Consider the following 26,844-nt stretch of genomic DNA (forward strand, 5'->3'; position numbering starts at 1 on the left):
GCCGACCGGCCGGGGCGGCGCCGACCCCGGGTGTCTCGATCTTGGTCCGGGCCGGGCCGTCTATGCTGCGTCGCTATGACGACGCCACCCGACGACTCCATCCGGCCGTTCCGCATCGACGTCCCGGACGAGGACCTGGACGACCTGCGCCGGCGGCTCGACCGGACCAGGTGGCCGGACGAACTGCCGGGCGCCGGCTGGGAGTACGGCGTCCCGCGCGGCCACCTGAAGGAGCTCGTGCACCACTGGCGCCACGGGTACGACTGGCGGGCGGCCGAGGCCCGGCTGAACCGGTGGCCGCAGTTCATGACCACGATCGACGGCGCCGACGTCCACTTCGCCCACATCCGTTCCCCGGAGCCGGACGCCACGCCGCTGCTCGTCACGCACGGATGGCCGGGCTCCATCGTGGAGTTCGAGCACATCGTCGGCCCGCTCACCGAGCCGGTGGCGCACGGCGGCGAGCGCGCCGACGCCTTCCACCTCGTGCTGCCGAGCATCCCCGGCTTCGGCTTCTCCGGCCCCACCCGCGACACCGGCTGGGAGTACCGGCGCGTCGCGGCCGCGTTCGCCGAGCTGATGCGGCGCCTCGGCTACCCGAACTACGGTGTCCAGGGCGGCGACTGGGGATCGGCCGTCTCCCGCGAACTCGGGCGCACCCGCCCCGGGCAGGTGATCGGTGTCCACCTGAACCTGATCCCCGGCGCCGCGGCGGCCGCCGAACCCACCGAGGACGAGCTTGCCGCGCTCGGCCCCGCCGAACGCGAACGCACCCTCGCCTCCTGGGAACGGACCAAGGCCTGGAACCGCGACAAGCAGGGCTACGCCGACATCCAGGCCACCCGCCCGCAGACCCTCGCCTACGCCCTCACCGACTCGCCGGTCGGCCAACTCGCCTGGATCGCCGAGAAGTTCCAGGAGTGGAGCGACACCCGCGACCACCCGCACGGCGCCGTCGACCGGGACCACCTGCTCACCAACGTCATGCTGTACTGGCTGACCGGCACCGCCGGGTCCTCCGCCCGCCTCTACTACGAGCGGGCCCACGCCGACTACTGGGGCGCGCCACCGGAGCCGTCCGCCGCCCCGACCGCGTTCGCGGCCTTCCCCGAGGAGAACTTCCTCGTGCTGCGCCACATCGCCGAGCGCAGCAACAACATCGTCCGGTGGACGGAGTTCGACCGCGGCGGGCACTTCGCCGCGATGGAGCAGCCCGAGCTGCTGGTCGGCGACATCCGGGCGTTCTTCCGCGACCTCGGCTCCGCCGCCTGACGGCCACCCGACCGCAGCGGGCACGGATCGTCGGGTGGGGCGGGGGTCGCTCTTCCTACGGTGGAGATCAGTAAGGGAAGGACGGGGCAAGCGTGTTGGAGCACCTCAACCGGGCGATGGACGACATCGAACGGCGACTGGACGGCGAGGTCGACGTGGCCGAGCTGGCGCGCGTCGCGATGACGTCGGAGTACCACTTCCGGCGGCTGTTCTCGATGCTCGCCGGAATGCCGCTGTCGGAGTACGTCCGGCGCCGGCGGCTGACCGTCGCCGGCGCCGAAGTCCTCGACGGCGAGCAGACCTTGCTCGACATCGCGGTCCGGTACGGCTACACCTCGGGGGAGGCGTTCGCCCGGGCGTTCCGGGCGATGCACGGCGTCGGCCCGGGCGAGGCCCGGCGTCACGGCGCGGCGCTCGTCTCCCAGCCCCGGATGTCCTTCCGACTCGTCGTGGAAGGAAGCAGCAGTATGGAATACCGAATCGTCGAGAAGCCGGACTTCCGCGTCGTCGGGAAGAAGGCGCGGGTGCCGCTCATCTACCGGGGCGTCAACCCGCACATCGCCGAGTTCATCAAGGGGATCGGCGCGGAGACCGTCGAGCGGATCAACGCGCTGACGGGCAAGGATCCGCTCGGCATCGTTTCGGTGAGCGACGACTTCTCGCCGGGCCGGGAGGAGGGCTCCGAACTCGACTACTGGCACGCGGTGGTGGCGCGCGAGGACGCCGTCGTCCCGGACGACCTGGACGTCCTGCCCGTCCCGGCCGGGACGTGGGCGATCTTCACCAACGCCGGGCCGTTCCCGCAGGCCCTGCAGGAGATGTGGGGGGACGTGTACGGCCAGTGGTTCCCGTCGAACCCGTACGAGTCCCGGCCGGGTCCGGAGATTCTGGTGGTCCGCCTCGTTCCGGGCACGGGGGACGCGAACGCCGAGCTGTGGATCCCGGTGCTGCGGACGGCCCGCTGACCGGCGAAGGGGTGGCGGGTTCCGCGATGGCAGCGAACAGCTGACAGCGAACAGATGACAGGTGACAGGAAACAGATGACAGATTTCAACATCTGAACGCTGAAATCTGAAAGTTGTCCGCTGTCATCCCGCCGCTGCCATCCCTCCGACCGCCAGCGCCCCCGCCGCCGTCCGCCGACCCCGTTCGGCCCAGCAGCGCCCGCCGCCGCCCATCCCCGCCCCGCATGCTGGGGCGCGGGCGGGCGGCGCGACGGCCGCGTCCGAGGGCCCAGCGGAAGGCAGCAGCGATGAAGCAGACCTCGGTGACCACCAACGGCCCCTGCTGGGTCGAGCTGGGCACCTCCGACCCGGCCGCCGCCAAGGCGTTCTACGGCGAGCTGTTCGGCTGGCGCGCCGACACCGACGTGCGCCCCGAGGCCGGCGGCTACACCCAGATGCACCTCGGCGACGCCCCGGCGGCCGCCGTCACCCCGCTGTACGCGCCGAAGCAGCCCACGGCCTGGACGGTGTCCTTCGCGGTCACCGACGCCGACGACACCGCGGCGCGGATCAAGGACGGCGGCGGCGCGCTGTTGATGGAGCCCGCAGACGTGTTCGACCTCGGCCGCTTCGCGGTGGCCGCCGACCCGTCCGGCGCGGTCTTCACGCTCTGGCAGGCCCGGGCGTTCCCGGGCGCCGGGGTGTTCAACGCCCCCGGCTCGCTCGGCTGGGTCGAACTGCTCACCCGCGACCCGGGCGGTGCGATCGCCTTCTACCCGGCCGTCTTCGGCTGGTCCGTCGCCAGGTCCGAGCACTACACCCAGTGGGGCCTGGCCGGGCAGGACTTCGGCGGCATGCTGGTGATGGGCGAGAACTTCCCGGCCGAGGTGCCGCCGCACTGGCTGCCGTACTTCTCGGTCGCCGACGTCGACAACACGGTCGAGCGGGCGGTCGCCCTCGGCGCGGACGTGCTGATGCCCGCCTACTCCATGCCGGGCGGCCGGCGGATCGCCGTGCTGCGCGATGCCCAGGGTGCCGCGTTCGGCGTCTACAGCGCCGGTGCGGGCGGCTGAGGCGGCTGCGGCGGCCGAGCCGAGCGCCGCGCGGCCCGGGCGCGCCGGCCGCCCACCGCCGCGCCGGCCGTGACCAGCAGCGCGCCGAGGGGCACCACGTCACCGATCAGGTCGTACCAGGTCCGCGTGCCGGGCGCGGTGAGCGGCAGCCGGACGGTCAGCGCGCCGGTGGCGTCGGTGCCGAGCCGGGCGAGCTCCCGGCCCTGCGCGTCGAAGGCCGCCGACACGCCGGTCAGCGAGGCCTGCACGGCCGGGCGGCCGGTCTCGGCGGCCCGGATCGCCGCCAGCGAGACGTGCTGCTCGGGCGCCCAGGTGCGCTGGAACGTCGAGGTCGAGGACTGGTACACCAGCACCCGGGCGCCGTCCCGGGCGGCGGTGCGGGCCATGTCCGGGAACGCGGACTCGAAGCAGATCAGCGCGCCGACCGGCAGCGGCCGGCCCGAGCGGTCGGTCGCCGCGAGCAGGTGGAAGGCGGTGCCGGGCGCCCGGTTCTCGCCCGCCGCCCGGCTGACCCCGGCGATCCAGCCGAGCGCCGGCCGCATCGGGATGTACTCGCCGAACGGCACCAGCCGGATCTTGCGGTAGCGGTCCACCACGCCGCCCGGCGCGACGAGCACCGCGTCCTTGGAGATCCGCCCGTCCGCCTTGCGCGCGTCCTCCCCGGCCAGCAGCTGCGCGCCGGTGGTGGCGGCGAGCCCGCGCAGCCGGTCGAGCGCGGCCGGGTCGTGGTCCAGGTCGGCGGTGGTGCTGCTCTCGCCCCAGACGATCAGGTCCACGGGCCGCCCGACCAGCGCCTCGGTGGTCCGGGCGCTCGCCTCGAAGCGCTCCTGCGGGTCCTCCACGATGCCCGGCTGCACCAGCGCGACCGTCACCGCCCCGTCCCGCACCGGCGCCTCGCGCAGCGCGAACAGCAGCGGCCCGGCCGCGAGCACCAGGAGGGCGCTCAGCGCGGCGACGGCCCGCGGCCGCCAGTGCACCGCGGTCAGCAGCACCAGCACCCCGGTGTTGACGGCCGCGACGGCGGCGCTGACCAGCCAGATGCCGCCCGCGGAGGCCAGCGCCAGGACGGCCGGGTGCTGCCACTGGGTGGCGCCGAGCAGCGCCCACGGCCCGCCGAGCGCGTGCCAGGACCGCGCGTACTCGGTGGTGACCCACACCGCGGGGACGACCAGCAGGGCCAGCAGCGCCCGCCGGGTGGTCAGCGGCGGCCGCAGCAGCCGGTGCACGGCGTACCCGAGGCCGCCCTGCAGGGCCCCGAACAGGGCGGCGAGCACCGGCAATCCGGGGCCGATGGACGGCACCAGCCAGTACATCGCGGTCAGGATGAACCCGGCGCCGAACCACCAGCCGCGCACCGCCGCCTCCCGTGCCGAGGGCGCCCGCTGCATCAGCAGCAGCCCGGGCACGAGCGCGATCCACGCCAGCCAGGCCTGCCCGGCGGCCGGGAAGGCCAGCACCGGCACGGCCCCGCACGCCAGCGCCCCCACCCGCCCCCGGTACCGGTGCGGCGCGCGCGGCGCCCGGTCGTCGGCGGTGGTCGTGCTCAGGTCTGGGCTGGCGGTACCGGTGCGGCGCGACATGACCCGTATTGTCCGCTTGGGCCGCGATCGGTGCCAGACGGCTGCACACGGGGTTGACGCCGGTCGTCGGAACGACCGGTACCACCTGCGCCGACCGCGGGCCGGTCCGGCCGGGCGCGGCGGCCACCGGTGACACCACCGGCGGCCGCCGTCCGGCGTCGGCCGGTCAGCCCTCGTCGCCCTCCAGGTCGCCCTCGGTCTCCAGGAACGCCGCCTGCAGCTGCTCGATCAGCGCCGGGTCCGGCTTCTCCCACAGGCCGCGGCCGGCCGCTTCGAGCAGCCGCTCGCTGATGCCGTGCAGCGCCCAGGGGTTGGCGCCGGCCAGGAACTCCCGGTTGACCGGGTCGAGGACGTACTCCTGGGTCAGCTTCTCGTACATCCAGTCCGCGACCACGCCCGTGGTGGCGTCGTAGCCGAACAGGTAGTCGACGGTCGCGGCCATCTCGAAGGCGCCCTTGTAACCGTGGCGGCGCATCGCCTCGATCCAGCGCGGGTTGACGACCCGGGCGCGGAAGACGCGGGCGGCCTCCTCGGTCAGGGTCCGCGTCCGGACGGTCTCCGGGCGGGTGGAGTCGCCGATGTAGGCGGTCGGTGCCTTGCCGGTGAGGGCGCGGACGGTGGCCACCATGCCGCCGTGGTACTGGAAGTAGTCGTCCGAGTCGGCGATGTCGTGCTCGCGGGTGTCGGTGTTCTTCGCGGCGACGGTGATCCGCTTGTACGCGGTCTCCATCTCCTCGCGCGCCGGGCGGCCGTCCAGCCCGCGCCCGTACGCGTAGCCGCCCCACACGGTGTAGACCTCGGCGAGGTCGGCGTCGGTGCGCCAGTCGCGGCTGTCGATCAGCTGGAGCAGGCCGGCGCCGTAGGTGCCCGGGCGGGAGCCGAAGACGCGGACGGTGGCCTTGCGCTCGTCGCCGTGCACGGCCAGGTCGGCCTGCACGTGCGCGCGGACGAAGTTGTCCGCCTCGGCCTCCTCCTGGGCGGCGGCCAGGCGCACCGCGTCGTCCAGCAGCGCGACCACGTGCGGGAAGGCGTCCCGGAAGAAGCCGGAGATGCGCAGCGTCACGTCGATGCGCGGGCGGCCCAGCTCGGCCGGCGGGATCGGCTCCAGGCCGGTGACCCGGCGCGAGGCCTCGTCCCAGACGGGGCGCACGCCGAGCAGCGCGAACGCCTCGGCGATGTCGTCGCCGGCGGTGCGCATCGCGCTGGTGCCCCAGAGCGAGAGCCCGACCGAGGGCGGGAACGCGCCGTCGTTGTCGGCCCGGTAGCGGTCGACCAGCGAGGCGGCGAGGGCCTGGCCGGTCTCCCAGGCGAGCTTGCTGGGGACGGCCTTCGGGTCGACGGAGTAGAAGTTGCGGCCGGTCGGCAGCACGTTGACCAGGCCGCGCAGCGGCGAGCCGGAGGGGCCGGCCGGGACGAAGCCGCCCCGGAGGGCGTGCAGCACGGCGTCCAGTTCGTCGGTGGTGGCGGCCAGGCGGGGCACGACCTGGGTGGCGGCGAAGGCCAGCACCTCGCGGACGGCCGGCCGGACGGCGTCCGGCAGTTCGGCGGTGACCTTCTCGACGGCCTCGGGTGCCCAGTCCTGGGCCTCCATGGCCTCGACCAGGGCGCGGGCCTGTGCCTCGGCGGCGTCGGTGGCGCCCAGGGTGAGGGCGGCCTCGTCCAGGCCGAGCGCCTCGCGCAGGCCGGGCAGGGCGCTGACGCCGCCCCAGATCTGGCGGGCGCGCAGGATGGCGAGCACGATGTTGACCCGGTCGGTGCCGGTCGGGGCCTGGCCGAGGACGTGCAGGCCGTCGCGGATCTGGGCGTCCTTGACCTCGCAGAGCCAGCCGTCGACGTGCAGCAGGAAGTCGTCGAAGCCGTCGTCCTCGGGGCGCTCGTCGAGGCCGAGGTCGTGGTCGAGCTTGGCGGCCTGGATGAGGGTCCAGATCTGGGCGCGGATGGCGGGCAGCTTGGCCGGGTCCATCGCCGCGATGTTGGAGTGCTCGTCGAGGAGTTGCTCCAGGCGCGCGATGTCGCCGTAGGAGTCGGCGCGGGCCATCGGTGGCACCAGGTGGTCGACCAGGGTGGCGTGGGCGCGGCGCTTGGCCTGGGTGCCCTCGCCGGGGTCGTTGACGAGGAAGGGGTAGATCAGCGGCAGGTTGCCGAGGACGGCGTCCGGGCCGCACTCGGCGGACAGCGCGGCGGTCTTGCCGGGCAGCCACTCCAGGTTGCCGTGCTTGCCGAGGTGGATGACGGCGTGGGCGCCGAAGCCACCGTCCGCCTGCGCGGCCTCGATCCAGCGGTACGCGGCCAGGTAGTGGTGGCTCGGCGGCAGGTCGGGGTCGTGGTAGATGGCGACCGGGTTCTCGCCGAAGCCGCGCGGCGGCTGGATGAGGACGAGCAGGTTCCCGGAGCGGATCGCGGCGAGCACGATGTCGCCGTCCGGGTTCTGCGAGCGGTCGACGTACAGCTCGCCGGGGGCCGGGCCCCAGTGCTCCTCGACCTGCTCGCGCAGGCCCTGCGGGAGGGTGGCGTACCAGCGGCGGTAGTCGGCGGCGGGGATGCGGACCGGGTTGCGGGCCAGCTGGTCCTCGGTCAGCCAGTCCTGGTCGTAGCCGCCGGCGGCGATCAGCGCGTGGATGATCGCGTCGCCCTCGTGGCCGCCGTCCTCGTCGTGGAACGAAGGAAGGTCGTCCCCGAGGTCCATGCCCTCCGCGCGCAGCCGCTCCAGCAGGCGCACGGCGCTGGCCGGGGTGTCCAGGCCGACCGCGTTGCCGACCCGGGCGTGCTTGGTCGGGTACGCGGACAGGACGAGCGCGAGGCGGCGCTCGGCGGCGGGGACGTGGCGCAGCCGGGCGTGGCTGACGGCGGTTCCGGCGACGCGGGCGGCGCGCTCCGGGTCGGCGGCGTAGACGGTCAGGCCGTCCTCGTCGAGCTCCTTGAAGGAGAACGGGACGGAGATCAGGCGGCCGTCGAACTCGGGCACGGCGACCTGGGTGGCGGTGTCCAGCGGGGACAGGCCGTCGTCGCTGGCCTCCCACTGGGCGCGCGACCAGGTCAGGCACAGGGCCTGCAGGATCGGCCGGTCCAGGGCGGCGAGCGCGCCCGCGTCCCAGGCCTCCTCGTCGCCGCCGGCCTGCGCGTCGGCCGGGCGGGTGCCGCCGGCGGCGAGCACGGTGGTGACGATCGCGTCGGCTTCGCCGAGCGCGGCCAGCAGTTCGGGCTCGGCGCCGCGCAGCGAGGCGCAGTAGTACGCGCGGGCCTGCGCGCCCTGGTCCTCGATCGCCCGGCAGAGCGTCTCCACGAAGGCGGTGTTGCCGCTCATGTGGTGGGCGCGGTAGTACAGCACCGCGATGGTCGGGCCGTCGCTACTGCGGTCATTGTCGCTGTGGGCTTCGCGCTCCAGCGGCCCCCAGGCGGGTGCGGAGGCGGGCGGGGCGAAGCCGTGGCCGGTCAGCAGCACCGTGTCGGAGAGGAAGGCGCCCAGCTCGGCGAGGTTGGCCGCGCCGCCGTGGGCGAGGTAGGCGTGGGCCTCGGCGGCGATGCCGGCCGGGACGGTGGACAGCTCCATCAGCTGGGCGTCGGGGGCCTGTTCGCCGGTCAGCACGACGACCGGGCGGGGGCCGGCCAGCAGCGCGTCCAGGCCCTCCTGCCAGGCGCGGCGCCCGCCGAGCAGGCGGACCACGACGAGTTCGGTGCCCTCCAGCAGCGCCGGCAGCTCCTCGGCGGTCAGCCGGGCCGGGTTGCCGAGCCGGTAGGGGACCGGTCCGGTCGAGGCGCGGGCGCTCAGCAGGTCGGTGTCGGACGTCGACAGCAGCAGGATCATGCGAAGGCCCTCCCGGCCTCGTCGGTGGCCGGGTCGGCCAGGGTGGCCGGGTTGGCCTGGGTGGCCGGGGTGGCCGTGGTGGTGGCCGGGGACACGGGCGCGGGCATGCGACAGCGCTGGTGCATGACTGCCTTCCTCGGGGTCCGCGCCCCGGGCCGGTGGAGGACGGCAGGAGTTCCTGGCTCCCGCGGTCGACCGGCTCCCCGGTGCGCCGCGGTCACAGTGGCGGGACCGCACCGGGTTCGCACCGGTTTCCTCCCCTGCGCCGTCGCTGGCGTCGGGCGGTCCGCCAGGACCGCCCGGCAGCATCGTACGGGGTACGACTGACCTGCGGGAGAGCGGCAGGTGGCAGGACCGGTGGCGCGGGCGTCGGTGGGAGCGCGGGCGGGTGCGGGCACGGGTGCCGGGCGGGTACGGGGCGGGTGGCGGGTGGGTGCCGGGCGGTCCGGGAATGTGATGCAGCGGACTGAGGCAACCGATCGGATCATCTGTATGCTCGCCGCCATGCCACCGACTCCCGACGCCGCCGCGCCGGGCGCCGCGGCGTCCGACCGGGGGGTGCCAGACCGGGGGCGCGCGGACGCCTGCCCCGGTGCGCTGCGCCTGCACGCCGCCGACGACGGCGCCCTCGCCCGCATCCGGCTGCCCGGCGGGCTCCTGACGGGCCGTCAGGCGCTCGCGCTGGTCGAAGCGGCCGAGGCCCTGGGTGACGGCGAGCTGGAGACCACCTCGCGCGGCAACGTCCAGCTGCGCGGCCTGGGTTCGCACTGCGCGGCCGAACTCGCCGACCGGCTGCGGGCGGTGGGCCTGCTGCCCTCGGACACCCACGAGCGGGTGCGCAACATCGTCGCCTCGCCGCTGGCCGGCCTGCCCGGCTCCGGCGGCGCCGATCTGCGGGCCTGGGTACGGGAACTGGACGCGCGACTGTGCGCGAGCGACTGGGCGGCCGGGCTCTCCGGCAAGTTCCTGTTCGCGCTGGACGACGGGCGGGGCGACGTCGCCGCGCTCGACGCCGATGTGACGTTGATCGCAGGCTCGGACGCCGGTGCTTCTGATGTACCGGGCGCCCCGGGTGCCCCGGCGGCAGTCGCCCGGCCCGCGCTGCTGCGCCTCGGGCGCGCCGCGTACGGGGAGCCGGTCGCGCCCGGGCAGGAGGTGACGGCCGTCCTGGACGCCGCCCGCGCCTTCCTGCAGTCGCTGCGCGCCGCCGGCCTGAAGGCCTGGCACGTGCGCGAGGTGCCCGACCAGGTGCGCGACCTGCTGCCGTCCGGCACCGTGGAACTGCCCCCGTTCGCCGGTGCGGCGCCCGCCGTGGGCGCACTGCCCGGCGCACTCTCGGTGGGCCTGCGCTTCGGCCGCGCGAGCGCCGCCCAGTGGCGCGCGCTCGTCGCCGCCTCGGCGGGCGAAATCCGGCTGACCCCCTGGCGCGGCGTGGTGCTGCCCGGCGCCCCGGCCGACCGGCTGCCCGCGCTGGCGGCGGCCGGCTTCCGCACCGAGCCGGGCTCGGCCTGGGAGCGGGCCACCGCCTGCACCGGGCTGCCGGGCTGCGCCAGGTCGCTCGCCGACGTCCGGGCGGACGCGGCGCGCGCGCTGGACTCGGGAGCGGGCGCCGGCGTGCGACCGGTGCCCGAGCCCGGGGCGGGACCGGGGGCGCAATCCGGACCGGGCCCGCTGCCGGTGCACTGGTCCGGCTGTGAACGGCGCTGCGGCCACCCGGCCGGGCGGTGGGTGGACGTGCTCGCCACGGGGCACGGCTACCGGGTGACGGTCAACGGGCCGGCGACGACCGCGGGCCCTTCCGTGGACGTGACGAACGAGCAGACGGCCGAGGCGGTCGCCGCGGCCAGGAGGACCACGAAGTGATCGAGTACGAGAAGGACGGCGCGTCCATCTACCGCCAGTCCTTTGCCACCATCCGGGCGGAGGCCGACCTGGCCGCCCTTCCGGCGGACGTCTCCCAGGTCGCGGTGCGGATGATCCACGCCTGCGGCATGGTCGACCTGGTCGAGGACCTGGTGTACTCGCCCGGCGTGGTCGCCTCCGCGCGCGCCGCCCTGCACGCCGGGGCGCCGATCCTGTGCGACGTCAACATGGTGGCCAGCGGCGTGACCCGCAAGCGGCTGCCCGCCGACAACGAGGTGATCTGCACCCTCACCGACCCGTCGGTGCCCGAACTCGCCCGCGCCATGGGCAACACCCGCAGCGCCGCCGCCATGGAGCTGTGGCTGCCGCGGCTGGAGGGCGCCGTGGTGGCGGTCGGCAACGCGCCGACCTCGCTGTTCCGGCTGCTGGAGATGATCGAGGCGGGCGCGCCGCGCCCGGCCGCGGTGATCGGGGTCCCGGTCGGCTTCATCGGCGCCGCCGAGTCCAAGCAGGCCCTGGCCGAGCACCCGTCCGGCCTGGAGCACCTGGTGGTGCGCGGCCGGCGCGGCGGCAGCGCGATGGCCGCCGCGGCGATCAACGCGATTGCGAGCGAAGTGGAATGACGGAGCCTCAAAACGCGGACACCGGGCGGCTGTACGGGGTCGGGCTCGGCCCGGGCGACCCGTCGCTGGTGACCGTCCGCGCCGCCGAACTCATCGGCAAGGCCGACGTGGTGGCCTACCACAGCGCCCGGCACGGCCGGTCCATCGCGCGCTCGATCGCCGAACGCTACCTGACGGGTGGCCAGATCGAGGAGAAGCTGGTCTACCCGCTCACCGTCGAGAGCACCGACCACCCGGGCGGCTACCGGGGCGCGCTCGACGACTTCTACGCGGAGGCCGCCGACCGGCTCGCCGCCCACCTGGACGCCGGGCGCGACGTCGTCATCCTCGCCGAGGGCGACCCGCTCTTCTACGGCTCCTACCAGCACATGCACAAGCGGCTCGCGCACCGTTACCCGACCGAGGTGGTGCCCGGGGTGACCTCGGTCAGCGCCGCCGCCGCCCGGCTCGGACAGGCGCTCACCGAGGCCGAGGAGACGCTCACCGTCATTCCGGGCACGCTGCCCGAGGAGGAGCTGACCGCCCGCATCGCGGCCGCCGACTCCGCCGTGATCATGAAGCTGGGGCGCACCTTCCCGGCCGTCCGGCGGGCCCTGGAGCGCGCCGGCCGGCTCGCCGACGCCCAGTACGTCGAGCGCGCCTACCAGGACGGCGAGCGGATCGCGCCGCTCGCCGAGATCGACGGCGACAGCGTGCCGTACTTCTCCGTCGCGGTGCTGCCGAGCAAGGTCGCGCCGCTGGAGCCGGCCGTACGGCTGTCGGACGGCATGGGCAGCGTGACCGTGGTCGGCACCGGCCCGGCCGGGCCGCTCTGGCTCACCGCCGAGGCGCGCGGCGCGCTGGCCGAGGCCACCGACCTGGTCGGCTACACCACCTACCTGGACCGGGTGCCGGAGCGGCCGGGGCAGCAGCGGCACGGCTCCGACAACAAGGTCGAGTCGGAGCGCGCCGAGTTCGCCCTGGACCTCGCCCGGCGCGGGCACCGGGTCTGCGTGGTGTCCTCGGGCGACCCGGGCGTCTTCGCGATGGCCACCGCCGTGCTGGAGGTCGCCTGCGAGCCCGCCTACCGGGACGTGCCGGTGCGGATCGTGCCCGGGATGACCGCCGCCCACGCGGCCGCCTCCCGGGCCGGCGCCCCGCTCGGGCACGACTACGCGGTGGTGTCGCTGTCGGACCGGCTCAAGCCGTGGGACGCGGTCGCCAAGCGGCTGCGCGCCGCGGCCGAGGCCGACCTGGTGCTGGCGCTGTACAACCCGGGCTCGAAGTCCCGGACCACGCAGGTCGGCCTGGCCCGCGACCTGCTGCTGGAGTACCGCGCGCCCGAGACCCCGGTGGTGATGGCGCGGGACGTCGGCGGACCGACCGAGCGCGTCCGGATCGTCCGGCTCGGCGAGCTGGACCCGGGTCTGGTCGACATGCGGACGATCCTGCTCATCGGCTCCTCGCAGACCCGGGCGGTCGAGCGGGCGGAGGGCGTCGAGGTCGTCTGGACGCCGCGGCGCTACCCGGAGGGCCCGGAGGCCTGACGGCCGACCGGCGGCTGACGGGCGACGGCTGACAGCTGACAGCTGACAGCTGACAGCGAACAACAAACAGATAACAGCGGACAGATGATGAAATCTGTCCGCTGTTTACTGTTTTCTGTCAGCTGTTCGCCGCCGGCCGGCAGGCGGGGGCTGCCCGCCCGCCGCCGGACCCGGTCACCGGGTGGGCTTGGTGAGCAGCAGCTCGGTGTTGTGGTCCTCGCCCGCGCCCAGCAGTGCGGTCGGCCGCCCGTTCGGGTCGTTGTAGGACAGCTCGCGGTAGAGCGCCGCCAGGTTGGCGTCCGAGGTGCTGCCGAAGTCCGTCGCGTACGGCGCGGCGGATTCGATGAGCGTGGTGAACAGGGAGATCGTGCCGTCCCCGTTGTCCGCGACCTCGATGATGCGCCCGTGCTGCGGGTAGTCGATGTGCGAGGCGGTGTTGATCTCCCAGAACGCCCGCTCCGGCACCGCGTGCCCGTGCGGCGTGATCTTGTTCATGTGGGTGTGCCCGTTCACCCAACCGACCACGTTCGGGTAGCGCTGGAGCAGCGTCACCAGCTCGTTGCCGTCGTGCCGCTTCTCGAAGATGTTGCGCGGGTCCGGCAGCAGGTTGCCCATGCTGGTGCTGGTGTGGTGGCTGAAGACCAGGATCAGGTCGTCGGTGCTGCCGCCCGTCACCCGGTTCCCGTTGGTGTCGTACCAGTGCCCGCTGTGCGCCTTCAACTGCTGCTCCAGCCAGCGCAGTTGGGCCGTACCCAGCGAACCGTCCGCGAACCCGGCCTGGTTGGTGGTGTCCAGGCTGATGCCGACGACCTTCTCCGAGATGCGGAAGGTGTAGTAGAGCTTGCCGCTGCTCACCATGTCCGAGGTGAAGCCGTGCCCGTACGGGCCGGCGCCGGTGGCGGCCGGGTCGAGGTGCGCCTTGGCGAACTCCTTGAGCGTGAACGGGTGTCGGCGCTCGTCCGGGGTGACCTCGCGGACCGCCTCGCCGCTCGCAATCAGCTTGGCGAGCAGCAGCACGGCGCCTGCCGGGTCGCGGCGCAGCGAGTCCGCCAGCTGGCCGGCGGTCGCGTCGTCGCAGCCCTCCAGCTTGTAGCCGCCGGTGTAGAGGTCGTTGAGCAGCCCGAAGTCGGGCAGCGAGCCCTCGATGCTGTCGTCGTGGTTGCCGACCGTGGTGTACCAGGGGGTGCGCAGGCCGGGCGCGTCGAAGGGGCGGCCGGCGGCGGACAGGAAGCCGGGCACCTGGGGGAAGCCCTTGGCCTTGTAGCTGTCGCCGTAGGAGAGTTCGGGGTTCCAGTAGGCGGCGTTGCCGGAGTTCTGCACGCCCTCGTAGCGGTTGAGGTCGCCGGTGTTCTGGGCGAGCCGGCCACCACCCATGACCTTGAGGTACCAGTCGAGTTCGGCCAGCTCGTGGTTGTCGGTGTTGTCGCCGGTGGCCATCACCATGCTGAACGGCAGGCCGGTGTAGGGGCCGCCGGCCAGCGAGTTGACCCGCTCGACGAGGGAGGAGACGCCGCGCGCGTTCAGGGTCTCCTGCGGCCGGTAGGCGCTGCCGGTGAGCTTGGCCAGGTACTCGAAGCGCACCGGGGACTCGGTGTCCACCAGGTGCAGGTCGCTGAACTGGACGAAGCTGGCGAGCCCGGTGCGGCGGTCGTCGCGGCCGGCGCCCGCCGCGGCGAGGTCGCCGCGCACCATCAGCGGCCAGCCGGGCCCGGCGGTCAGCCGCTTGTAGCCGCCGGTGCCGACCGGCGTGGCCACCTGCTCCAGCGTGGTGCCGGTGACGCTGACCGCGCGCGCGGCGGTGGTCGCGAGCGCCTGCTCGCGCGCGGCCGCCGAGGCGAACTGCGCGCCGCCGAGCGACAGGGCCGACCAGGCGGCGGCCACCGACGTGCCGGTGAGGAAGGTACGACGTCTCATCGTTGCCACAGAAACCCCCAGATACTGACGGCCCGGCGGGACGTACCGATCGCCGGACCACGCGTCATGGACCTGCGGGCACCACGAAGAAGCCGGTGCGAGCAAACCTCGCCGGCGTCATGAACCCGCTAATTAACGGAGCGAAAGATTACTCGCTGGTAGTCGCGCGGGGGGAGACCCGTGCGGAGAACAGTTCGAGAACGCCCGGCGGTGGCTCCTCCCCGCTTCGCGCACCGGCCGGTCCGGCCGCCCGCAGGGCCCGCCCCGGTCGTGGTCCGGTGGGGCGGATGGGGGAAAATCGGCTGGTCCGGCCGAGGTGGCCGGGCGCGGGCGTCGTCGGAAGCGAGGCACAGGTGGCCGCAGCGGGAGCCGAAGCAGGGGCCGGGACCGGCACGGGAGCCGACGTCGGTGCCACGACGGGCGCCGGTGCCGGTGCGGATGCCGGTGCCGGAACGGGCGGCCGGGCCGGGCAGCTGAAGAGCAGCGGCCTGCGGCACGGCTGGACGACGGGCGCCTGCGCCACCGCCGCCACCAAGGCCGCGTACACCGCTCTGCTCACCGGCGCGTTCCCGGATCCGGTCACCATCACCCTCCCCAAGGGCCAGCAGCCGGCCTTCGCCCTCGCGGCCGAGCGGCTGACCGTCGAGCCGCCCGCCGCCGAGCCGACCGCCGGACCTGCCGCCGAACCCGCCCCGACCAGCGCCATGGCCGGGGTGGTCAAGGACGCCGGCGACGACCCCGACGTCACCCACGGCGCGCTGATCCGCGCCACCGTACGGGCCGGCGAACCCGGGACCGGGGTGGTGTTCCGGGCCGGACCGGGCGTGGGGACGGTCACCAAGGCGGGCCTGCCGCTGCCGGTCGGCGAGCCGGCGATCAACCCGGTGCCCCGGCAGATGATCCGCGACGCCGTCGCCGAGGTGGCCGCCGAGCACGGCGGCAGCGGCGACGTGGTGGTGGAGATCTCCGTCGACCACGGCGAGGAGATCGCCCGTTCGACCTGGAACCCCCGGCTCGGCATCCTCGGCGGCCTGTCCATCCTGGGCACCACCGGCATCGTCGTCCCCTACTCCTGTTCGGCGTGGATCGACTCGATCCGGCGCGGCGTCGACGTGGCCCGCGCCGCCGGGCGGACCCACGTGGCGGGCTGCACCGGGTCGACCTCGGAGAAGGTCGCGGTCGCGGTGCACGGGCTGCCCGAGGACGCGCTGCTCGACATGGGCGACTTCGCCGGGGCCGTCCTCAAGTACCTGAAGCGCCACCCGGTGCCCCGGCTGACCATCGCCGGCGGCTTCGCCAAGCTGTCCAAGCTGGCCGCCGGCCACCTGGATCTGCACTCGGCGCGCTCCCAGGTGGACAAGGGGTACCTGGCGGAGCTGGCCCGGCGCGGCGGCGCGGACGAGGCGCTGGCGCAGGCGGTGGCGGCGGCCAACACCGGCCTGCAGGCGGTGCAGTTGTGCCGGGAGGCGGGAGTGCCCCTGGGCGACCTGGTCGCGGAGGCGGCCCGGGCGACGGCGCTGGGCGTGCTGGTGGGCTCGCCGGTCGCGGTGGACGTCATCTGCATCGACCGGGCGGGCACCATCGTGGGCCGGGCGGAACCGCTGGGGCCGTCCGGGGCGTGAACTCCTGTGCCGCACCGGGGCGGAGCCGTGCGGCCGCGCGGGTGTCACACCCGTGCGGCGGAGCCCCGGGAAGGTACCGCGGAACCTCGGGAACGCACAGGGAAACCTCAGGAATATCGCACGGTGATGTGAAGATCCGACGCGCATACAGGGTGAGAAGCGGACAAAAGCGGCGCCGCGCCCACTCTTGATTCTGGCACCATCTCAACCATGAGATATGGTCTGCCGAGTGACAGGCGACTACCTCACCCGTATCGGCACCCTCATCCGTACCGCTCGTCAGCACCGCGGCTGGTCCCAGGCGCAGCTCGGCGAGGCACTCGGCACCAGCCAGAGCGCGGTCAACCGCATCGAACAGGGCAAGCAGAACGTCAGCCTTGAGATGATCGCCCGCATCGGCGAAGCCCTCAACAGCGAGATCGTCTCCCTCGGCTACTCCGGCCCGATGCACCTGCGCGTCACCGGCGGCACCCGCCTCTCCGGTGCGATCGACGTCCGCAGCAGCAAGAACGCCTGCGTGGCGATCCTCTGCGCCTCGCTGCTGACCACCGGCCGCACCACGATCCGCAGCGTCGCCCGGATCGAGGAGGTCTACCGGATCCTGGAGGTGCTGACCAGCATCGGCGTCAGGAGCCGCTGGATCAACGAGGGCCGCGACCTCGAACTCACCCCGCCGGCCGAGCTCGACCTGGCCGCGATGGACGTCGAGGCCGCCCGCCGCACCCGCAGCGTGCTGATGTTCCTCGGCCCGCTGATGCACCGCGCCGAGCGCTTCGCCATCCCGTACGCGGGCGGCTGCGACCTCGGCACCCGGACCGTCCAGCCGCACCTGACGGCGCTGCGCCGCTTCGGACTGGAGGTCGCCACCACCGGCGGCGCCTACCACGCCTCGGTGGAGCCCGGCACCCCGCTGGACCGGCCGATCGTGCTGACCGAGCGCGGGGACACCGTCACCGAGAACGCCCTGCTCGCCGCCGCCCGGCACGACGGCGTCAGCGTCATCCGCAACGCCTCGCCGAACTACATGGTCCAGGACCTGTGCTTCTTCCTGGAGAAGCTGGGCGTGCGGATCGAGGGCATCGGCACCACCACCCTCACCGTGCACGGCGTCCCGCAGATCACCTGCGACGTCGACTACACCCCGGCCGAGGACCCGGTGGAGGCGATGAGCCTGCTCGCCGCGGCCGTCGTCACCTCCTCCGAGCTGACCATCCGCCGGGTGCCGATCGAGTTCCTGGAGATCGAGCTCGCGGTGCTGGAGGGCATGGGCCTCGACTACGACCGCACCCCGGAGTACCGGGCCCACAACGGCCACACCCGGCTGGTCGACCTCACCGTGCGCCCCTCCAAGCTCACCGCGCCGATCGACACCATCCACCCGATGCCGTTCCCGGGCATCAACATCGACAACGTGCCGTTCTTCGCCGCCATCGCCGCGGCCGCGCACGGCACCACGATGATCCACGACTGGGTCTACGACAATCGCGCCATCTACCTGACCGAGCTGACCAGGCTCGGCGCGGACGTCAAGCTCCTCGACCCGCACCGCGTCCTCGTCCAGGGCCCCACCCGCTGGCGCGCCGCCGAGATGATGTGCCCGCCGGCGCTGCGCCCGGCCGTGGTCATCCTGCTCGCGATGCTCGCCGCCGAGGGCACCTCCGTGCTGCGCAACGTGTACGTCATCAACCGCGGCTACGAGGACCTGGCCGAGCGCCTGAACTCCATCGGCGCCCAGATCGAGACCTTCCGCGACATCTGAGCCGGACAGGCCGCCTGACGGACGGTCAATCCGCTGTCCGGCCTCACCCGTTGAGGCCGGACAGCAGCTCGGCGACGTCCAGCCCGGTGTCCAGGTAGTCCACGAACACCGGGTTGTTCAGCGCCCAGGCCGAGCGCCGCTCCCGCACCATCCGGACGGCCTCCCCGACCTCCCACCCCAACCCGACCAGCGCCTGCGCCACCACCAGCCCCGAGCGGTTGTAGCCCGAGTGGCAGCGCACCAGCGTCCGGCGGCCCCGGAGCACGGCCCGCGCCGCGGCATCGGCCGCCTCCTGGACGGCCCGCAGCTGCCCGGGTGAGAGTGCGGCGTCCGGCACCTCCCGCACGAGGTGCTCCACGCCCGGCGCGGGGCCGTGCCCGGGAATCGTGAACAGGCTGACCACCAGGTCGAACTCGCCCCGGACGACGGCGGGTTCCGGCTCGCCGCCGGGCGGGGTGTAGTAGTGCCCGCCCATCCAGAGGCCGGGGGCGATCTCGTTCCAGGGCTCGGACGGCCCGGAGGTGTCGCGTTCCTTCTGGCGGGTGCGCACTCCTGCTCCCTCTCCGGGTGGCGCCGCGGGCCGGGCCTGCGGGCGGGCTACTCGCCGGTCGTTCCGTCGAGGTGCTCGCGCAGCAGGTCGGCGTGGCCGTTGTGGCGGGCGTACTCCTCGATCATGTGGGTGAGGATCCAGCGCAGCGAGAACACCTCCTCGCCGACGCGGCCCAGGACGTCCAACGACTCTGCGGCGGCGACGAGTTCCCGTGCGTGGTCGCACTCCCGGCGCCAGATCGCGAAGGCCTCCTCCGGGTCGGCGGTGTCGGCGTCGAACTCGGCGAAGGAGCCGTCCGGGTGCTTCCAGAAGCCGGGCGCTTCCTCGCCGGCCAGCACGTTGCGGAACCAGCTGCGCTCGACCTCGGCGAGGTGCCGGACCAGCCCGAGCAGTGAGAGCCCGGACGGCTCCAGGACGCGGGCGCGCAGCTGCTCGGTGCTCAGGCCGGCGCACTTCATCGCCAGGGTGTCGCGCTGGTGGTCCAGGAAGCCTGCCAGGGTGGCCCGTTCGTCGGCGGTCCGGGGAGTCGAGGTGCGCTGATCGTCGTCCATGCCCTCATCCTGCCGGGCGGCCGCCGCGAGCGCCCGCGATTTCACGGGGTGGACGGGTCAGTCCGACCGCTCCGGCCGCCCGGACCGCTCCGGCCGGTCCGACTGCTCCAGCCAGTGCAGCGCGCCCGGGACGTCCGGGGCGACGGGCAGGCCGGCCGGGACCGGGGGGCGCTCCACCACGACCACGGGCAGGGCGAGTTCGCGCGCGGCGGTGAGCTTGGGGGCGGTGGCGGCGCCGCCGCTGTCCTTGGTGACGAGGACGTCGACGCGGTGGTCGCGCAGCAGCGCGCGTTCGCCGTCGAGGGTGAACGGGCCCCGGTCGAGCAGGACTTCGAGCGCCGCCGGCATCGGCGGCTCCGGCGGGTCGACCGAGCGGGCGAGGAAGTGGAGCCCGTCGAGGTGGGCGAAGGCGGCGATGCCCTGCCGTCCGGTGGTGAGGAAGACCCGCCGTCCGAGGGCGGGCAGCAGCTCGGCGGCCGCGGCGAGCGAGGGAGCGAGGTGCCAGCGGTCGCCGGGGGTCGCGGTGAAGCCGGGGCGGCGCAGCACCAGCAGCGGCACGCCGGTGGCGGCGGCCGCGAGGGCCGCGTTGTGGGAGATGCCGGCGGCGAACGGGTGGGTGGCGTCCACCACGGCGTCCACCCGTTCGGCGCGCAGCCAGGCGGCCAGGCCGTCCGGGCCGCCGAAGCCGCCGATCCGCACCTGCCCGGCGGGCAGGCGGGGTTGGGCGACCCGCCCGGCCAGCGAGCTGGTGACCCGCAGGCCGGGACGGTCGGCGAGCGCGGCGGCCAGCGCCCGGCCCTCGGTGGTGCCGCCGAGGATCAGCAGGTGTCGCATCACGCGCCGCAGGGCTCGTGCGGGCGCTCGCGGTCCGCCGAGTAGAGGTGGCTGTCGCGGAACTGCTCGGCGGCGAGGGTGCGGCCGACGATGATGACGGCGGTGCGGACCACGCCGGCCTCCTTGACCTGCCCGGCGATGTCGGCGAGCGTGCCGCGCAGCACCAGTTCGTCGGGGCGGCTGGCCATGGCGACCACCGCGGTGGGGCAGTCGGCGCCGTAGTGCGGGAGCAGCTGCTCGACCACGTCGTCCACGTAGCCGGCGGCCAGGTGCAGCACCAGCAGGGCGCCGCTGCGGCCGAGGGTGGCCAGGTCCTCGCCCTCGGGCATCGGGGTGGCGCGCTTGGAGATCCGGGTCAGGATGACGGTCTGGCCGACCGTCGGGACGGTCAACTCCCGCTTCAGGGCGGCCGCCGCGGCGGCGAAGGCCGGCACGCCGGGGACGACCTCGTACGGCACGCCGGCCGCGTCCAGGCGGCGCATCTGCTCGGCGACGGCGGAGAAGACGGACGGGTCGCCGGAGTGCAGCCGGGCCACGTCCCGGCCCGCCTCGTGCGCGTCGACCAGTTCGGCGATGATCTGGTCGAGGTTGAGCTGCGCGGTGTCGACGAGGCGGGCGCCGGGCGGGCACTCGTCCAGCAGCTCGCGCGGCACCAGGCTGCCGGCGTAGAGGCAGACCTCGGCGCGCGCCAGGACGCGCTGGCCGCGCAGGGTGATCAGGTCCGCGGCGCCCGGGCCGGCTCCGATGAAGTAGACGGTCACGAGGCGTTCTCCTGAGGGGTGTTGGGCTTGACGGCGGACCACTGGGTGACCGGCATGGCCTGGCGCCACCCGGTGAAGCCGCCGACCGGCACGGCGTGGGCGACGGCCAGCTTGACGAGCTCCCCGCCGTGGCGCCGGTACCACTCGGTGAGCAGCGCCTCGGACTCCAGCGTCACGGTGTTGGCGACGAGGCGGCCGCCGGGGCGCAGCGCGGACCAGCAACTGTCCAGCAGGCCGGGGGCGGTGAGGCCGCCGCCGATGAACACGGCGTCGGGGGTGGGGAGTTCGGCGAGCGAGGCGGGCGCGGGACCGGAGACCACGCGCAGCCGGGGAACGCCGAGGGCGGCGGCGTTGCGGGTGATGCGCTCGGCCCGGACGGGGTCGCGCTCGATGCTGACCGCCTGGCAGTCGCGGTGGGCGCGCAGCCACTCGACGGCGATCGAGCCGGAGCCGCCGCCGACGTCCCACAGCAGTTCGCCGGGGGAGGGGGTGAGCACGGCGAGGGTGGCGGCGCGCACGTGCCGCTTGGTGAGCTGGCCGTCGCTCTCGTAGGAGGCGTCGGGCAGGCCGGGGACGAGGGAGCTGCGCGGGCCGTCGCCGAGTTCGACGGCGATGAGGTTAAGCGGGTCGCCGGGCGCGTGCGGCCAGTCGTCGGCGCGGCCGTGGAGCTGCCGTTCGTCGGCGTGGCCGAGCTTTTCGAGCACGCGCAGGCGGGCGGTGCCGTAGCCGCGGGCGGTGAGCAGCGCGGCGACGGCGGCGGGGGTGGCGGCGTCGGCGCTGAGCACGAGCAGGCGGCGGCCGGGGTGCAGGGCGAGGGTGAGGGTGTCCAGCGGGCGGCCGACCAGGCTGACGACCTCGGTGGCCTCCAGCGGCCAGCCGACCCGGGCGCAGGCGTGGGAGACGGAGGAGGGGTGCGGCAGGACGCGCAGCCGGTCGGGGCCGACCGTCTCGGCGAGGGTGCGGCCGATGCCGTAGAACATCGGGTCGCCGCTGGCCAGTACGGCGATCCGGCGGCCGGCGTGGGCGGCGAGCAGGCCGGGGACGGCGGGGCGCAGCGGGGACGGCCAGGTGATGCGCTCGGCGGCGACCTCGGGGCGGGGGAGGAGGTCCAGCTGCCGGGGGGCGCCGAGGACCACCTCGGCGTCCAGCAGGGCGGCCCGGGAGGCGGGGGAGAGACCTGACCAGCCCTCGGCACCGATCCCGACGACGGTGATCGGGGGTGGCTGCTCGGGCACCGGTGGCTCCTCGTCGTTCGTTGCTGCTGGCCGGGGCAGCCTACCGGGCAGGAAACGGAGGACGGAGAACGGATGTCAGCGAACAGATTTCAGATGACAGATTTCAGCGAACGAAAGATGAAAGTTGTTCGCTGAAATCTGTTATCTGAAATCTGTCAGCTGTTCGCCGCCGTCCAGTCCCCCGAGGCGATCAGCGCCGGCCGCTCGCGCAGTCGCGCCGCGACCTGCGGCCCGGCGAGGTACACCCAGGCCTGCGTCGCCCCGTCCGTCGCCGTCCGCACCGCGAGCCGCCGCCGCACGTACAGGCCCGTGCCGTCCGCCCGGCAGTCCTCCAGCCGGTCCAGCGTGGCGAGCGCCGCCGCGTACGCGCCGGGGCGGACGGTGATCAGCTCGCCGAGCACCCGGCGGCCCGGGGTGGCGTCCGGTACCGCGAACGGGTACCCGGGGCCCGCGTGCAGCGCGGCGCCGTCCAGCACCGCCGGCCGGACGTCCGCGCAGCGCCCGGCGAGGTGGGTGGCGTGGTTGCGCCCGCCGGTGCGCAGCGTGCCGTAGACGAAGAACGGCAGGGCGTCATCGGATTCGGACACGGGTGCGGACCTCCTGGGCGGGGCCGCCCACGGTACGCCCCGCACCCGTCCGGCGGTACCCGCGCTGCCCGCGGTGCCCGCATTGCCCGCGGCACCCGCGGCCCGTCACGGCTACGAGGCCGCCCGCTCGTACGTGAGCACCACGTTCCCGCGCGCGAAGATCCGGCTGTCGGTGAGCGTGAAGGCCCGCGGCTCGAACCCCGCACGGAACAGCGGGATGCCCTCGCCGGCCACGACCGGGTACTGCTTGATGATCAGCTCGTCGATCTCGGGGAGCAGTTGCCCGGCGAGGTCGGCGCCGCCGCAGAGCCAGATGCCGAGCCCGTCCGCTTCCCGCTTGAGCCGGCGGACGACCGCGAGCGGGTCCTCCGAGGTGATCTCCACCTCCGGGTCCAGCGCCGGGTCGAGGGTGCGGGAGAACACGATCTGCCGCAGGTGGCCGTACGGGCTGGTGAGGCCGATGGCCAGCCCGGGGTCGTAGGTGCCGCGCCCCATCACGACGGTGTCGAAGAGCTTGTTGGGGGCCTCGGCGATGCCGACCGCGGCGCGCGCGGGGGTGGGGATGGTCTCCGGGTACTGCGCGAACAGCGCGGGGGCGTAGTCCTCGGTGACGAAGGGGGTGAAGAAGTCGAAGTCGCCGTCCGGGGCGGCGATGAAGCCGTCGATGGTGGCGCCGATGAAGTAGCTGAGCTTGCGCATGCAGGTCCTCGGGATCGGGGGCGTGTCCGGGTCGGTTGGCGGGGCCGGTTCGGGCCCCCCGCTCAACCACTTCACCTATAGTACTCCACCTGTAGTGGTTGTCCACCCGTGCCGATCGCCGGGGTCGAGAAGATCCCTGAAGTCGTGGAAGAGAGAATCGGTCCATGGTCCAGAACCCCGCCCGCCGCACCGCCCTCGCCGACGCCGCCATCGAGGTCCTCGCCCGCGAGGGCGCCCGCGGCCTGACCTTCCGCGCGGTCGACGTGCAGGCCGGCGTGCCCAAGGGCACCGCCTCCAACTACTTCTCCAACCGCGACCATCTGCTCGACCAGACCGCCCGGCACATCCACGACCGGCTCGCCCCCGACCCGGTGATCATCGCCGAGCTCCTGCGGGCCCCGCGCGACCGCGACCTGGTCAAGGCCCTGGTGCGCGACGTCTTCCGCCGCATCTCCGAGGACCGCGCGGGCTACATCGCCTTGTGGGAGCTGCGCCTGGAGGCCACCCGCCGCCCCGAGCTGCGGGCCCGGCTCACCGCAGCCGTCCGGGAGGAGTTGGACGCCAACGTCGCCTACCACCTCGGTGAGGGCCTGCCGGGCGACCGGGAGACCGTCGTCGTGCTGTACCTGGCGATGACCGGTCTGATCCTCGAACACCTCACGCTCCCCGAGGTGTTGGGAATGGACGGCCTGACGGCGCTGATCGACGCGATCGTCGAGCGGATCGTCCCGGCGGTCTGACCGGCCGGGAACGAAACCGCCGCTCCGGCCGGGACGGTCACCCGTCAGGCCGGAGCGGCGGTGTCAGCGGTGTCGGCACGTCGTGACGGGGGTGCCGGGGGACTCGGCGTCAGAACGCCTCCGGCGCCTTCCCCGTCCACCAGTTGCCCGGTGCCTCCGGGGCGCGGCTGGTCCAGAACTCGACGATGGCGTCGGTGAATTCGGCCGCCGACAGCATGCCGTCACCGTCCCGGTCGAGGCGGCGGAAGGCCTCGTCGGCGTCGTCGCGCGAGAGCCCGGCGAAGTGGCCGCGCTGGAACACGAAGAACTCCCCGGCGTCGATCGTGCCGCTGCGGTCGGCGTCCGCAACGTCCAGGAACGCGGCGGCGAGCGCGCCGTAGCAGGCCCGCGCCGCCTCCGGGTCGTCCGCGAGCGAGCCCGTGGACCGCAGGAACTGCTCCCGGGTGATCGCCTGCGTGCCGGCCGGCAGGTGGGCCAGGTGCAGGTCGTGCCAGACCGTCAGGTAGGCGCGCACGATCACCGCCTCGGCCTCCGAGCCCTCCCGGTGCCCGAGCGAGCGGGCCACCGACAGGCCCATGAGCACGTGGTCCCGCTCGGTGAGCAGACCGTCCCCATCGGCGTCGAGGTGGTCGAAACCGTGGTTGATCTTCGCGATGAGCAGGTCGTCCGACAACGCGCCCCCTCGGCTGGTGATCGCTGCGTCACTCCGCCTGCACGCTAACGCGTCGCGCGGCTCCCGCGCAGCCGAACGGCGAGCCGACGGCTCGGCTACTCCTCCACCTGATGGTCCGCCCAGACGTACGCCGCCGGGAGCAGGTCCGGCACCGGTACGGTGCGCAGCGCCGACCCCTGTCCGACGATGACCCGGGCCCGGGGGAAGTAGTCCAGCATCGCCTGGCGGCAGCGCCCGCACGGCGGGATGACGCCGCGCTCGCGGTCGCCCACCGCGACGATCGTCGTCAGCTCGTACGCCCCCTGGCCGGCCGCCGCGCCGATCAGCACCAGCTCGGCGCAGGGCCCGCCGGTGAAGTGGTAGGCGTTCACGGCCGTGACGATCCGCCCGTCCGCGTTGCGCCCGGCCGCCGCGACGGTGTGGTTGTCGCCGCGGCAGAACCGGCGGGCCACCTCCTCGGCGGCCGCGACGAGTTCGAGGTCGACGGCCTCCGGGCCGGTGCTGGTCTGCGCGCTGGCGGGCATGGTGGCTCCTTGCTTGAGTGGATCGAGTGCGAAGGCTCCGATCATGGGCCGCGATCCGGCGCCGGCGCCAACATTTTTGGATCGGCGACCTCTGCGCCGCCGGGAATGGTGCCGTACGCGCCTTCGGCGGGGGCCTGCGCGCACTCCCGGGGTGCCCCGGGACCACCGGCGCCGACCGCCTCCCGAAGGTCGCCCGCACCGCTGCCCAGCCCTTCTCGAAACCCGCTCTGACCTGGTGTTTTCACGAGATTTCCCTAGGCTGGGGGCTCCGCCGGAAACCTCTGGGAGGGGATGTCGTGAGCAAGGGATCCACGTCGTACGAAGCCGTCAACATCGAGGTGCTGGAGGCGGTCGCGGCAATCCGGAAACGGCCCGGGATGTACATCGGATCGACCGGCGAACGAGGCCTGCACCATCTGGTGATCGACGTCGTCGAGCGGGCGGTGAACGAGGTCCTGGCCGGTCGGGCCGGCCGGGTGGAGGTCACCCTCACGCCGGACGGCGGCGTGCGGGTCGCCGACGACGGGCCCGGCATCCCCGTCGAGCCGGATCTCGAAGCCCTGCTGACCGGCTACGCCGTCGGGTCGAAGCCGGTCAGCCGTCGCCACGCGGGGTGGGGCTGGCACGACATGGCGCTCTGCGTGGCCAACGCCCTCTCGGCCCGGCTGGCGGCCGAGGTGCACCGTGAGGGGGTCCGCTGGGCCCAGGAGTACGAGCGCGGCGTCGCCGTCACTCCGCTCGCCGAGGCGGGGCGGACGGGCGGGACCGAGACCGGGACCGGGACCAAGGCCGGGACCGGGACCAAGGCCGGGACCGTCCTCACCTTCTGGCCGGACGCCGAGATCTTCACGACCACCGACTGCGCGGTCGACACCCTCGCCGACCGCTTCAGGGAACTGGCCTTCCTCTACCGCGAGTTGGATCTCACCCTCACCGACCGGCGGAGCCCGGGCGAGACCCGTGCGCTCCGGTTCCGGTCCACCGGCGGGGCCCGGGACCTCGTCGCGCACCTCGACGGCCGGACGGCGTCACCCGGTGGCCCGGACGTCATCGCCTTCGAGCGCGAGGACGCGCGGATGGCCGGCACGATGGAGGTGGCCCTGCGCTGGCGCGACACCGGGGAGGAACGGATCCGCGGCTACGCCAACAGCCGCCCCACCAGCGACGGCACGCACCTCGCGGGCCTGCGCGACGGGCTGGCGGCCGCCGTCACCGCGTACGCACGTGAGCAGCGGCTGCTGGCGGCGACGGACCCCGACCTGGATGCCGTCCGGATCGCCGAGGGCCTGACGGCGGTCGTGTCCGTCAAGCTGGACGGCCCCGTGTTCGAGGGCGCCCTCCGTGACCTCCTGGGCAACGCCCCGGTGCGCGCCTGCGTCGCCGAGGCCGTCCGGGAGCACCTCGGCGCCTGGCTGGCGGAGCATCCGGCGCACGCTGCGGCCGTCGCCCGCCGGGCTCTGCGGAGCACCGGCCGGGACTGACCGGCAGCAGCCCGGGTGCGAACGCCGTTCCCCCGCAACGCCCTTTCCCCGCAACGCCGTTCCCCCGCAACGGCGTTCACGCCCGGGCCGGCGACGGAATCCGCTAGTTGTATTGACCATGAGCGTTGTTGACGGTCGGGCTTGATCATGGCGAAGACCTCCGGTGTGGTGGAGGTGTCTAGGCTCCACACCACACACGGAGGTCTTCGTGTCCCACCGTAATGCCCG

The 26,844-nt window shown here is 74.1% G+C and carries 23 protein-coding genes and 1 riboswitch; of the genes, 10 read left to right on the forward strand and 13 right to left on the reverse strand.

What is annotated here, in order from left to right:
* Nucleotides 1-75: 75 nt before the first annotated feature.
* The 3 genes from ACPC54_RS29090 (at nucleotide 76) to ACPC54_RS29100 (ending at nucleotide 3,289) form a co-directional block, all read left to right on the forward strand.
* Nucleotides 76-1,272 carry an epoxide hydrolase family protein gene (locus ACPC54_RS29090; protein WP_498969003.1) on the forward strand — a complete coding sequence of 399 codons (1,197 nt, stop codon included), beginning with the start codon at nucleotides 76-78 and terminating at the stop codon, nucleotides 1,270-1,272.
* A gap of 92 nt (nucleotides 1,273-1,364) precedes the next feature.
* The gene (locus ACPC54_RS29095; RefSeq protein ID WP_498969004.1) at nucleotides 1,365-2,237 is read left to right on the forward strand and encodes an AraC family transcriptional regulator; all 873 of its coding nucleotides are present in this window, start codon (nucleotides 1,365-1,367) and stop codon (nucleotides 2,235-2,237) included.
* Between the two features lie 287 nt (nucleotides 2,238-2,524).
* Complete coding sequence (locus tag ACPC54_RS29100; RefSeq protein ID WP_498969006.1) at nucleotides 2,525-3,289, forward strand: VOC family protein; 765 nt, start codon at nucleotides 2,525-2,527, stop codon at nucleotides 3,287-3,289.
* On the opposite strand, the gene lnt is transcribed toward ACPC54_RS29100, so the two are convergent.
* From lnt to ACPC54_RS29115, 3 genes are all read right to left on the reverse strand, one after another.
* A complete protein-coding gene (gene lnt / locus ACPC54_RS29105) occupies nucleotides 3,265-4,869 on the reverse strand; it encodes an apolipoprotein N-acyltransferase (RefSeq protein ID WP_498969007.1) in 1,605 nt (534 codons plus the stop codon). The two genes, ACPC54_RS29100 and lnt, sit on opposite strands and share 25 nt — an antisense overlap.
* Nucleotides 4,870-5,035: 166 nt before the next feature.
* On the reverse strand, nucleotides 5,036-8,674 hold the full coding sequence (gene cobN, locus ACPC54_RS29110; protein ID WP_498969009.1) for a cobaltochelatase subunit CobN: 3,639 nt from the start codon (nucleotides 8,672-8,674) through the stop codon (nucleotides 5,036-5,038).
* Nucleotides 8,671-8,799, reverse strand: a complete 129-nt coding sequence (locus ACPC54_RS29115; protein WP_498969010.1) for a hypothetical protein — start codon at nucleotides 8,797-8,799, stop codon at nucleotides 8,671-8,673. The genes cobN and ACPC54_RS29115 overlap by 4 nt, the downstream gene beginning before the upstream one ends.
* A 65-nt stretch (nucleotides 8,800-8,864) precedes the next feature.
* Nucleotides 8,865-8,930, reverse strand: a riboswitch (cobalamin riboswitch).
* Between the two features lie 248 nt (nucleotides 8,931-9,178).
* Here ACPC54_RS29115 and ACPC54_RS29120 point away from each other — a divergent pair.
* The 3 genes from ACPC54_RS29120 to ACPC54_RS29130 are packed head-to-tail and all read left to right on the forward strand — an operon-like array spanning nucleotide 9,179 to nucleotide 12,686.
* Nucleotides 9,179-10,537 (forward strand): ferredoxin-like domain-containing protein, encoded by a 1,359-nt coding sequence (locus ACPC54_RS29120; protein WP_498969012.1) that lies wholly within the window; start codon nucleotides 9,179-9,181, stop codon nucleotides 10,535-10,537.
* Nucleotides 10,534-11,160 (forward strand): precorrin-8X methylmutase, encoded by a 627-nt coding sequence (locus tag ACPC54_RS29125; RefSeq protein ID WP_045699513.1) that lies wholly within the window; start codon nucleotides 10,534-10,536, stop codon nucleotides 11,158-11,160. The genes ACPC54_RS29120 and ACPC54_RS29125 overlap by 4 nt, the downstream gene beginning before the upstream one ends.
* A complete protein-coding gene (locus ACPC54_RS29130) occupies nucleotides 11,157-12,686 on the forward strand; it encodes a precorrin-2 C(20)-methyltransferase (RefSeq protein WP_498969014.1) in 1,530 nt (509 codons plus the stop codon). Before ACPC54_RS29125 ends, ACPC54_RS29130 begins: the two co-directional genes overlap by 4 nt.
* Nucleotides 12,687-12,860: 174 nt before the next feature.
* Here ACPC54_RS29130 and ACPC54_RS29135 read toward each other — a convergent pair whose 3' ends face one another.
* Nucleotides 12,861-14,600 (reverse strand): TIGR03767 family metallophosphoesterase, encoded by a 1,740-nt coding sequence (locus ACPC54_RS29135; protein WP_498969016.1) that lies wholly within the window; start codon nucleotides 14,598-14,600, stop codon nucleotides 12,861-12,863.
* A 473-nt stretch (nucleotides 14,601-15,073) separates the two neighbouring features.
* Between ACPC54_RS29135 and ACPC54_RS29140 the strand changes: the two genes are divergently transcribed.
* Both ACPC54_RS29140 and ACPC54_RS29145 read left to right on the forward strand, forming a co-directional pair.
* Nucleotides 15,074-16,222: a cobalt-precorrin-5B (C(1))-methyltransferase gene (locus ACPC54_RS29140; protein WP_498969038.1), complete on the forward strand. Its 1,149-nt coding sequence runs from the start codon at nucleotides 15,074-15,076 to the stop codon at nucleotides 16,220-16,222.
* Between the two features lie 229 nt (nucleotides 16,223-16,451).
* Nucleotides 16,452-17,981 (forward strand): UDP-N-acetylglucosamine 1-carboxyvinyltransferase, encoded by a 1,530-nt coding sequence (locus tag ACPC54_RS29145; protein ID WP_498969018.1) that lies wholly within the window; start codon nucleotides 16,452-16,454, stop codon nucleotides 17,979-17,981.
* Nucleotides 17,982-18,024: 43 nt separating this feature from the next.
* Here ACPC54_RS29145 and ACPC54_RS29150 read toward each other — a convergent pair whose 3' ends face one another.
* From ACPC54_RS29150 to ACPC54_RS29180, 7 genes are all read right to left on the reverse strand, one after another.
* The gene (locus tag ACPC54_RS29150) at nucleotides 18,025-18,531 is read right to left on the reverse strand and encodes a protein-tyrosine phosphatase family protein (protein WP_498969019.1); all 507 of its coding nucleotides are present in this window, start codon (nucleotides 18,529-18,531) and stop codon (nucleotides 18,025-18,027) included.
* Nucleotides 18,532-18,578: 47 nt separating this feature from the next.
* Entirely contained in the window at nucleotides 18,579-19,082 is a 504-nt protein-coding gene (locus ACPC54_RS29155) for a DinB family protein (RefSeq protein ID WP_498969021.1), read from the reverse strand.
* A gap of 57 nt (nucleotides 19,083-19,139) precedes the next feature.
* On the reverse strand, nucleotides 19,140-19,916 hold the full coding sequence (locus ACPC54_RS29160) for a cobalt-precorrin-6A reductase (protein ID WP_498969039.1): 777 nt from the start codon (nucleotides 19,914-19,916) through the stop codon (nucleotides 19,140-19,142).
* A complete protein-coding gene (gene cobM, locus ACPC54_RS29165) occupies nucleotides 19,916-20,677 on the reverse strand; it encodes a precorrin-4 C(11)-methyltransferase (RefSeq protein ID WP_498969023.1) in 762 nt (253 codons plus the stop codon). The genes ACPC54_RS29160 and cobM overlap by 1 nt, the downstream gene beginning before the upstream one ends.
* A complete protein-coding gene (gene cbiE / locus ACPC54_RS29170) occupies nucleotides 20,674-21,912 on the reverse strand; it encodes a precorrin-6y C5,15-methyltransferase (decarboxylating) subunit CbiE (protein ID WP_498969024.1) in 1,239 nt (412 codons plus the stop codon). Before cbiE ends, cobM begins: the two co-directional genes overlap by 4 nt.
* A gap of 155 nt (nucleotides 21,913-22,067) precedes the next feature.
* Nucleotides 22,068-22,499, reverse strand: a complete 432-nt coding sequence (locus ACPC54_RS29175; protein ID WP_498969025.1) for a gamma-glutamylcyclotransferase family protein — start codon at nucleotides 22,497-22,499, stop codon at nucleotides 22,068-22,070.
* Nucleotides 22,500-22,610: 111 nt separating this feature from the next.
* Nucleotides 22,611-23,198 (reverse strand): dihydrofolate reductase family protein, encoded by a 588-nt coding sequence (locus ACPC54_RS29180; protein WP_498969026.1) that lies wholly within the window; start codon nucleotides 23,196-23,198, stop codon nucleotides 22,611-22,613.
* Nucleotides 23,199-23,362: 164 nt separating this feature from the next.
* Between ACPC54_RS29180 and ACPC54_RS29185 the strand changes: the two genes are divergently transcribed.
* Complete coding sequence (locus ACPC54_RS29185; RefSeq protein WP_498969027.1) at nucleotides 23,363-23,938, forward strand: TetR/AcrR family transcriptional regulator; 576 nt, start codon at nucleotides 23,363-23,365, stop codon at nucleotides 23,936-23,938.
* Nucleotides 23,939-24,047: 109 nt separating this feature from the next.
* On the opposite strand, the gene ACPC54_RS29190 is transcribed toward ACPC54_RS29185, so the two are convergent.
* Complete coding sequence (locus tag ACPC54_RS29190; protein ID WP_498969028.1) at nucleotides 24,048-24,611, reverse strand: EF-hand domain-containing protein; 564 nt, start codon at nucleotides 24,609-24,611, stop codon at nucleotides 24,048-24,050.
* A gap of 95 nt (nucleotides 24,612-24,706) precedes the next feature.
* On the reverse strand, nucleotides 24,707-25,135 hold the full coding sequence (locus tag ACPC54_RS29195; RefSeq protein WP_498969029.1) for a cytidine deaminase family protein: 429 nt from the start codon (nucleotides 25,133-25,135) through the stop codon (nucleotides 24,707-24,709).
* A 296-nt stretch (nucleotides 25,136-25,431) separates the two neighbouring features.
* Between ACPC54_RS29195 and ACPC54_RS29200 the strand changes: the two genes are divergently transcribed.
* Entirely contained in the window at nucleotides 25,432-26,616 is a 1,185-nt protein-coding gene (locus ACPC54_RS29200; protein WP_498969030.1) for an ATP-binding protein, read from the forward strand.
* The last annotated feature ends 228 nt before the right edge of the window (nucleotides 26,617-26,844 follow it).

The sequence above is a fragment of the Kitasatospora sp. NPDC094028 genome (genome assembly GCF_049543595.1).
In the GTDB taxonomy this organism is placed as follows: Bacteria; Actinomycetota; Actinomycetes; order Streptomycetales; family Streptomycetaceae; genus Kitasatospora.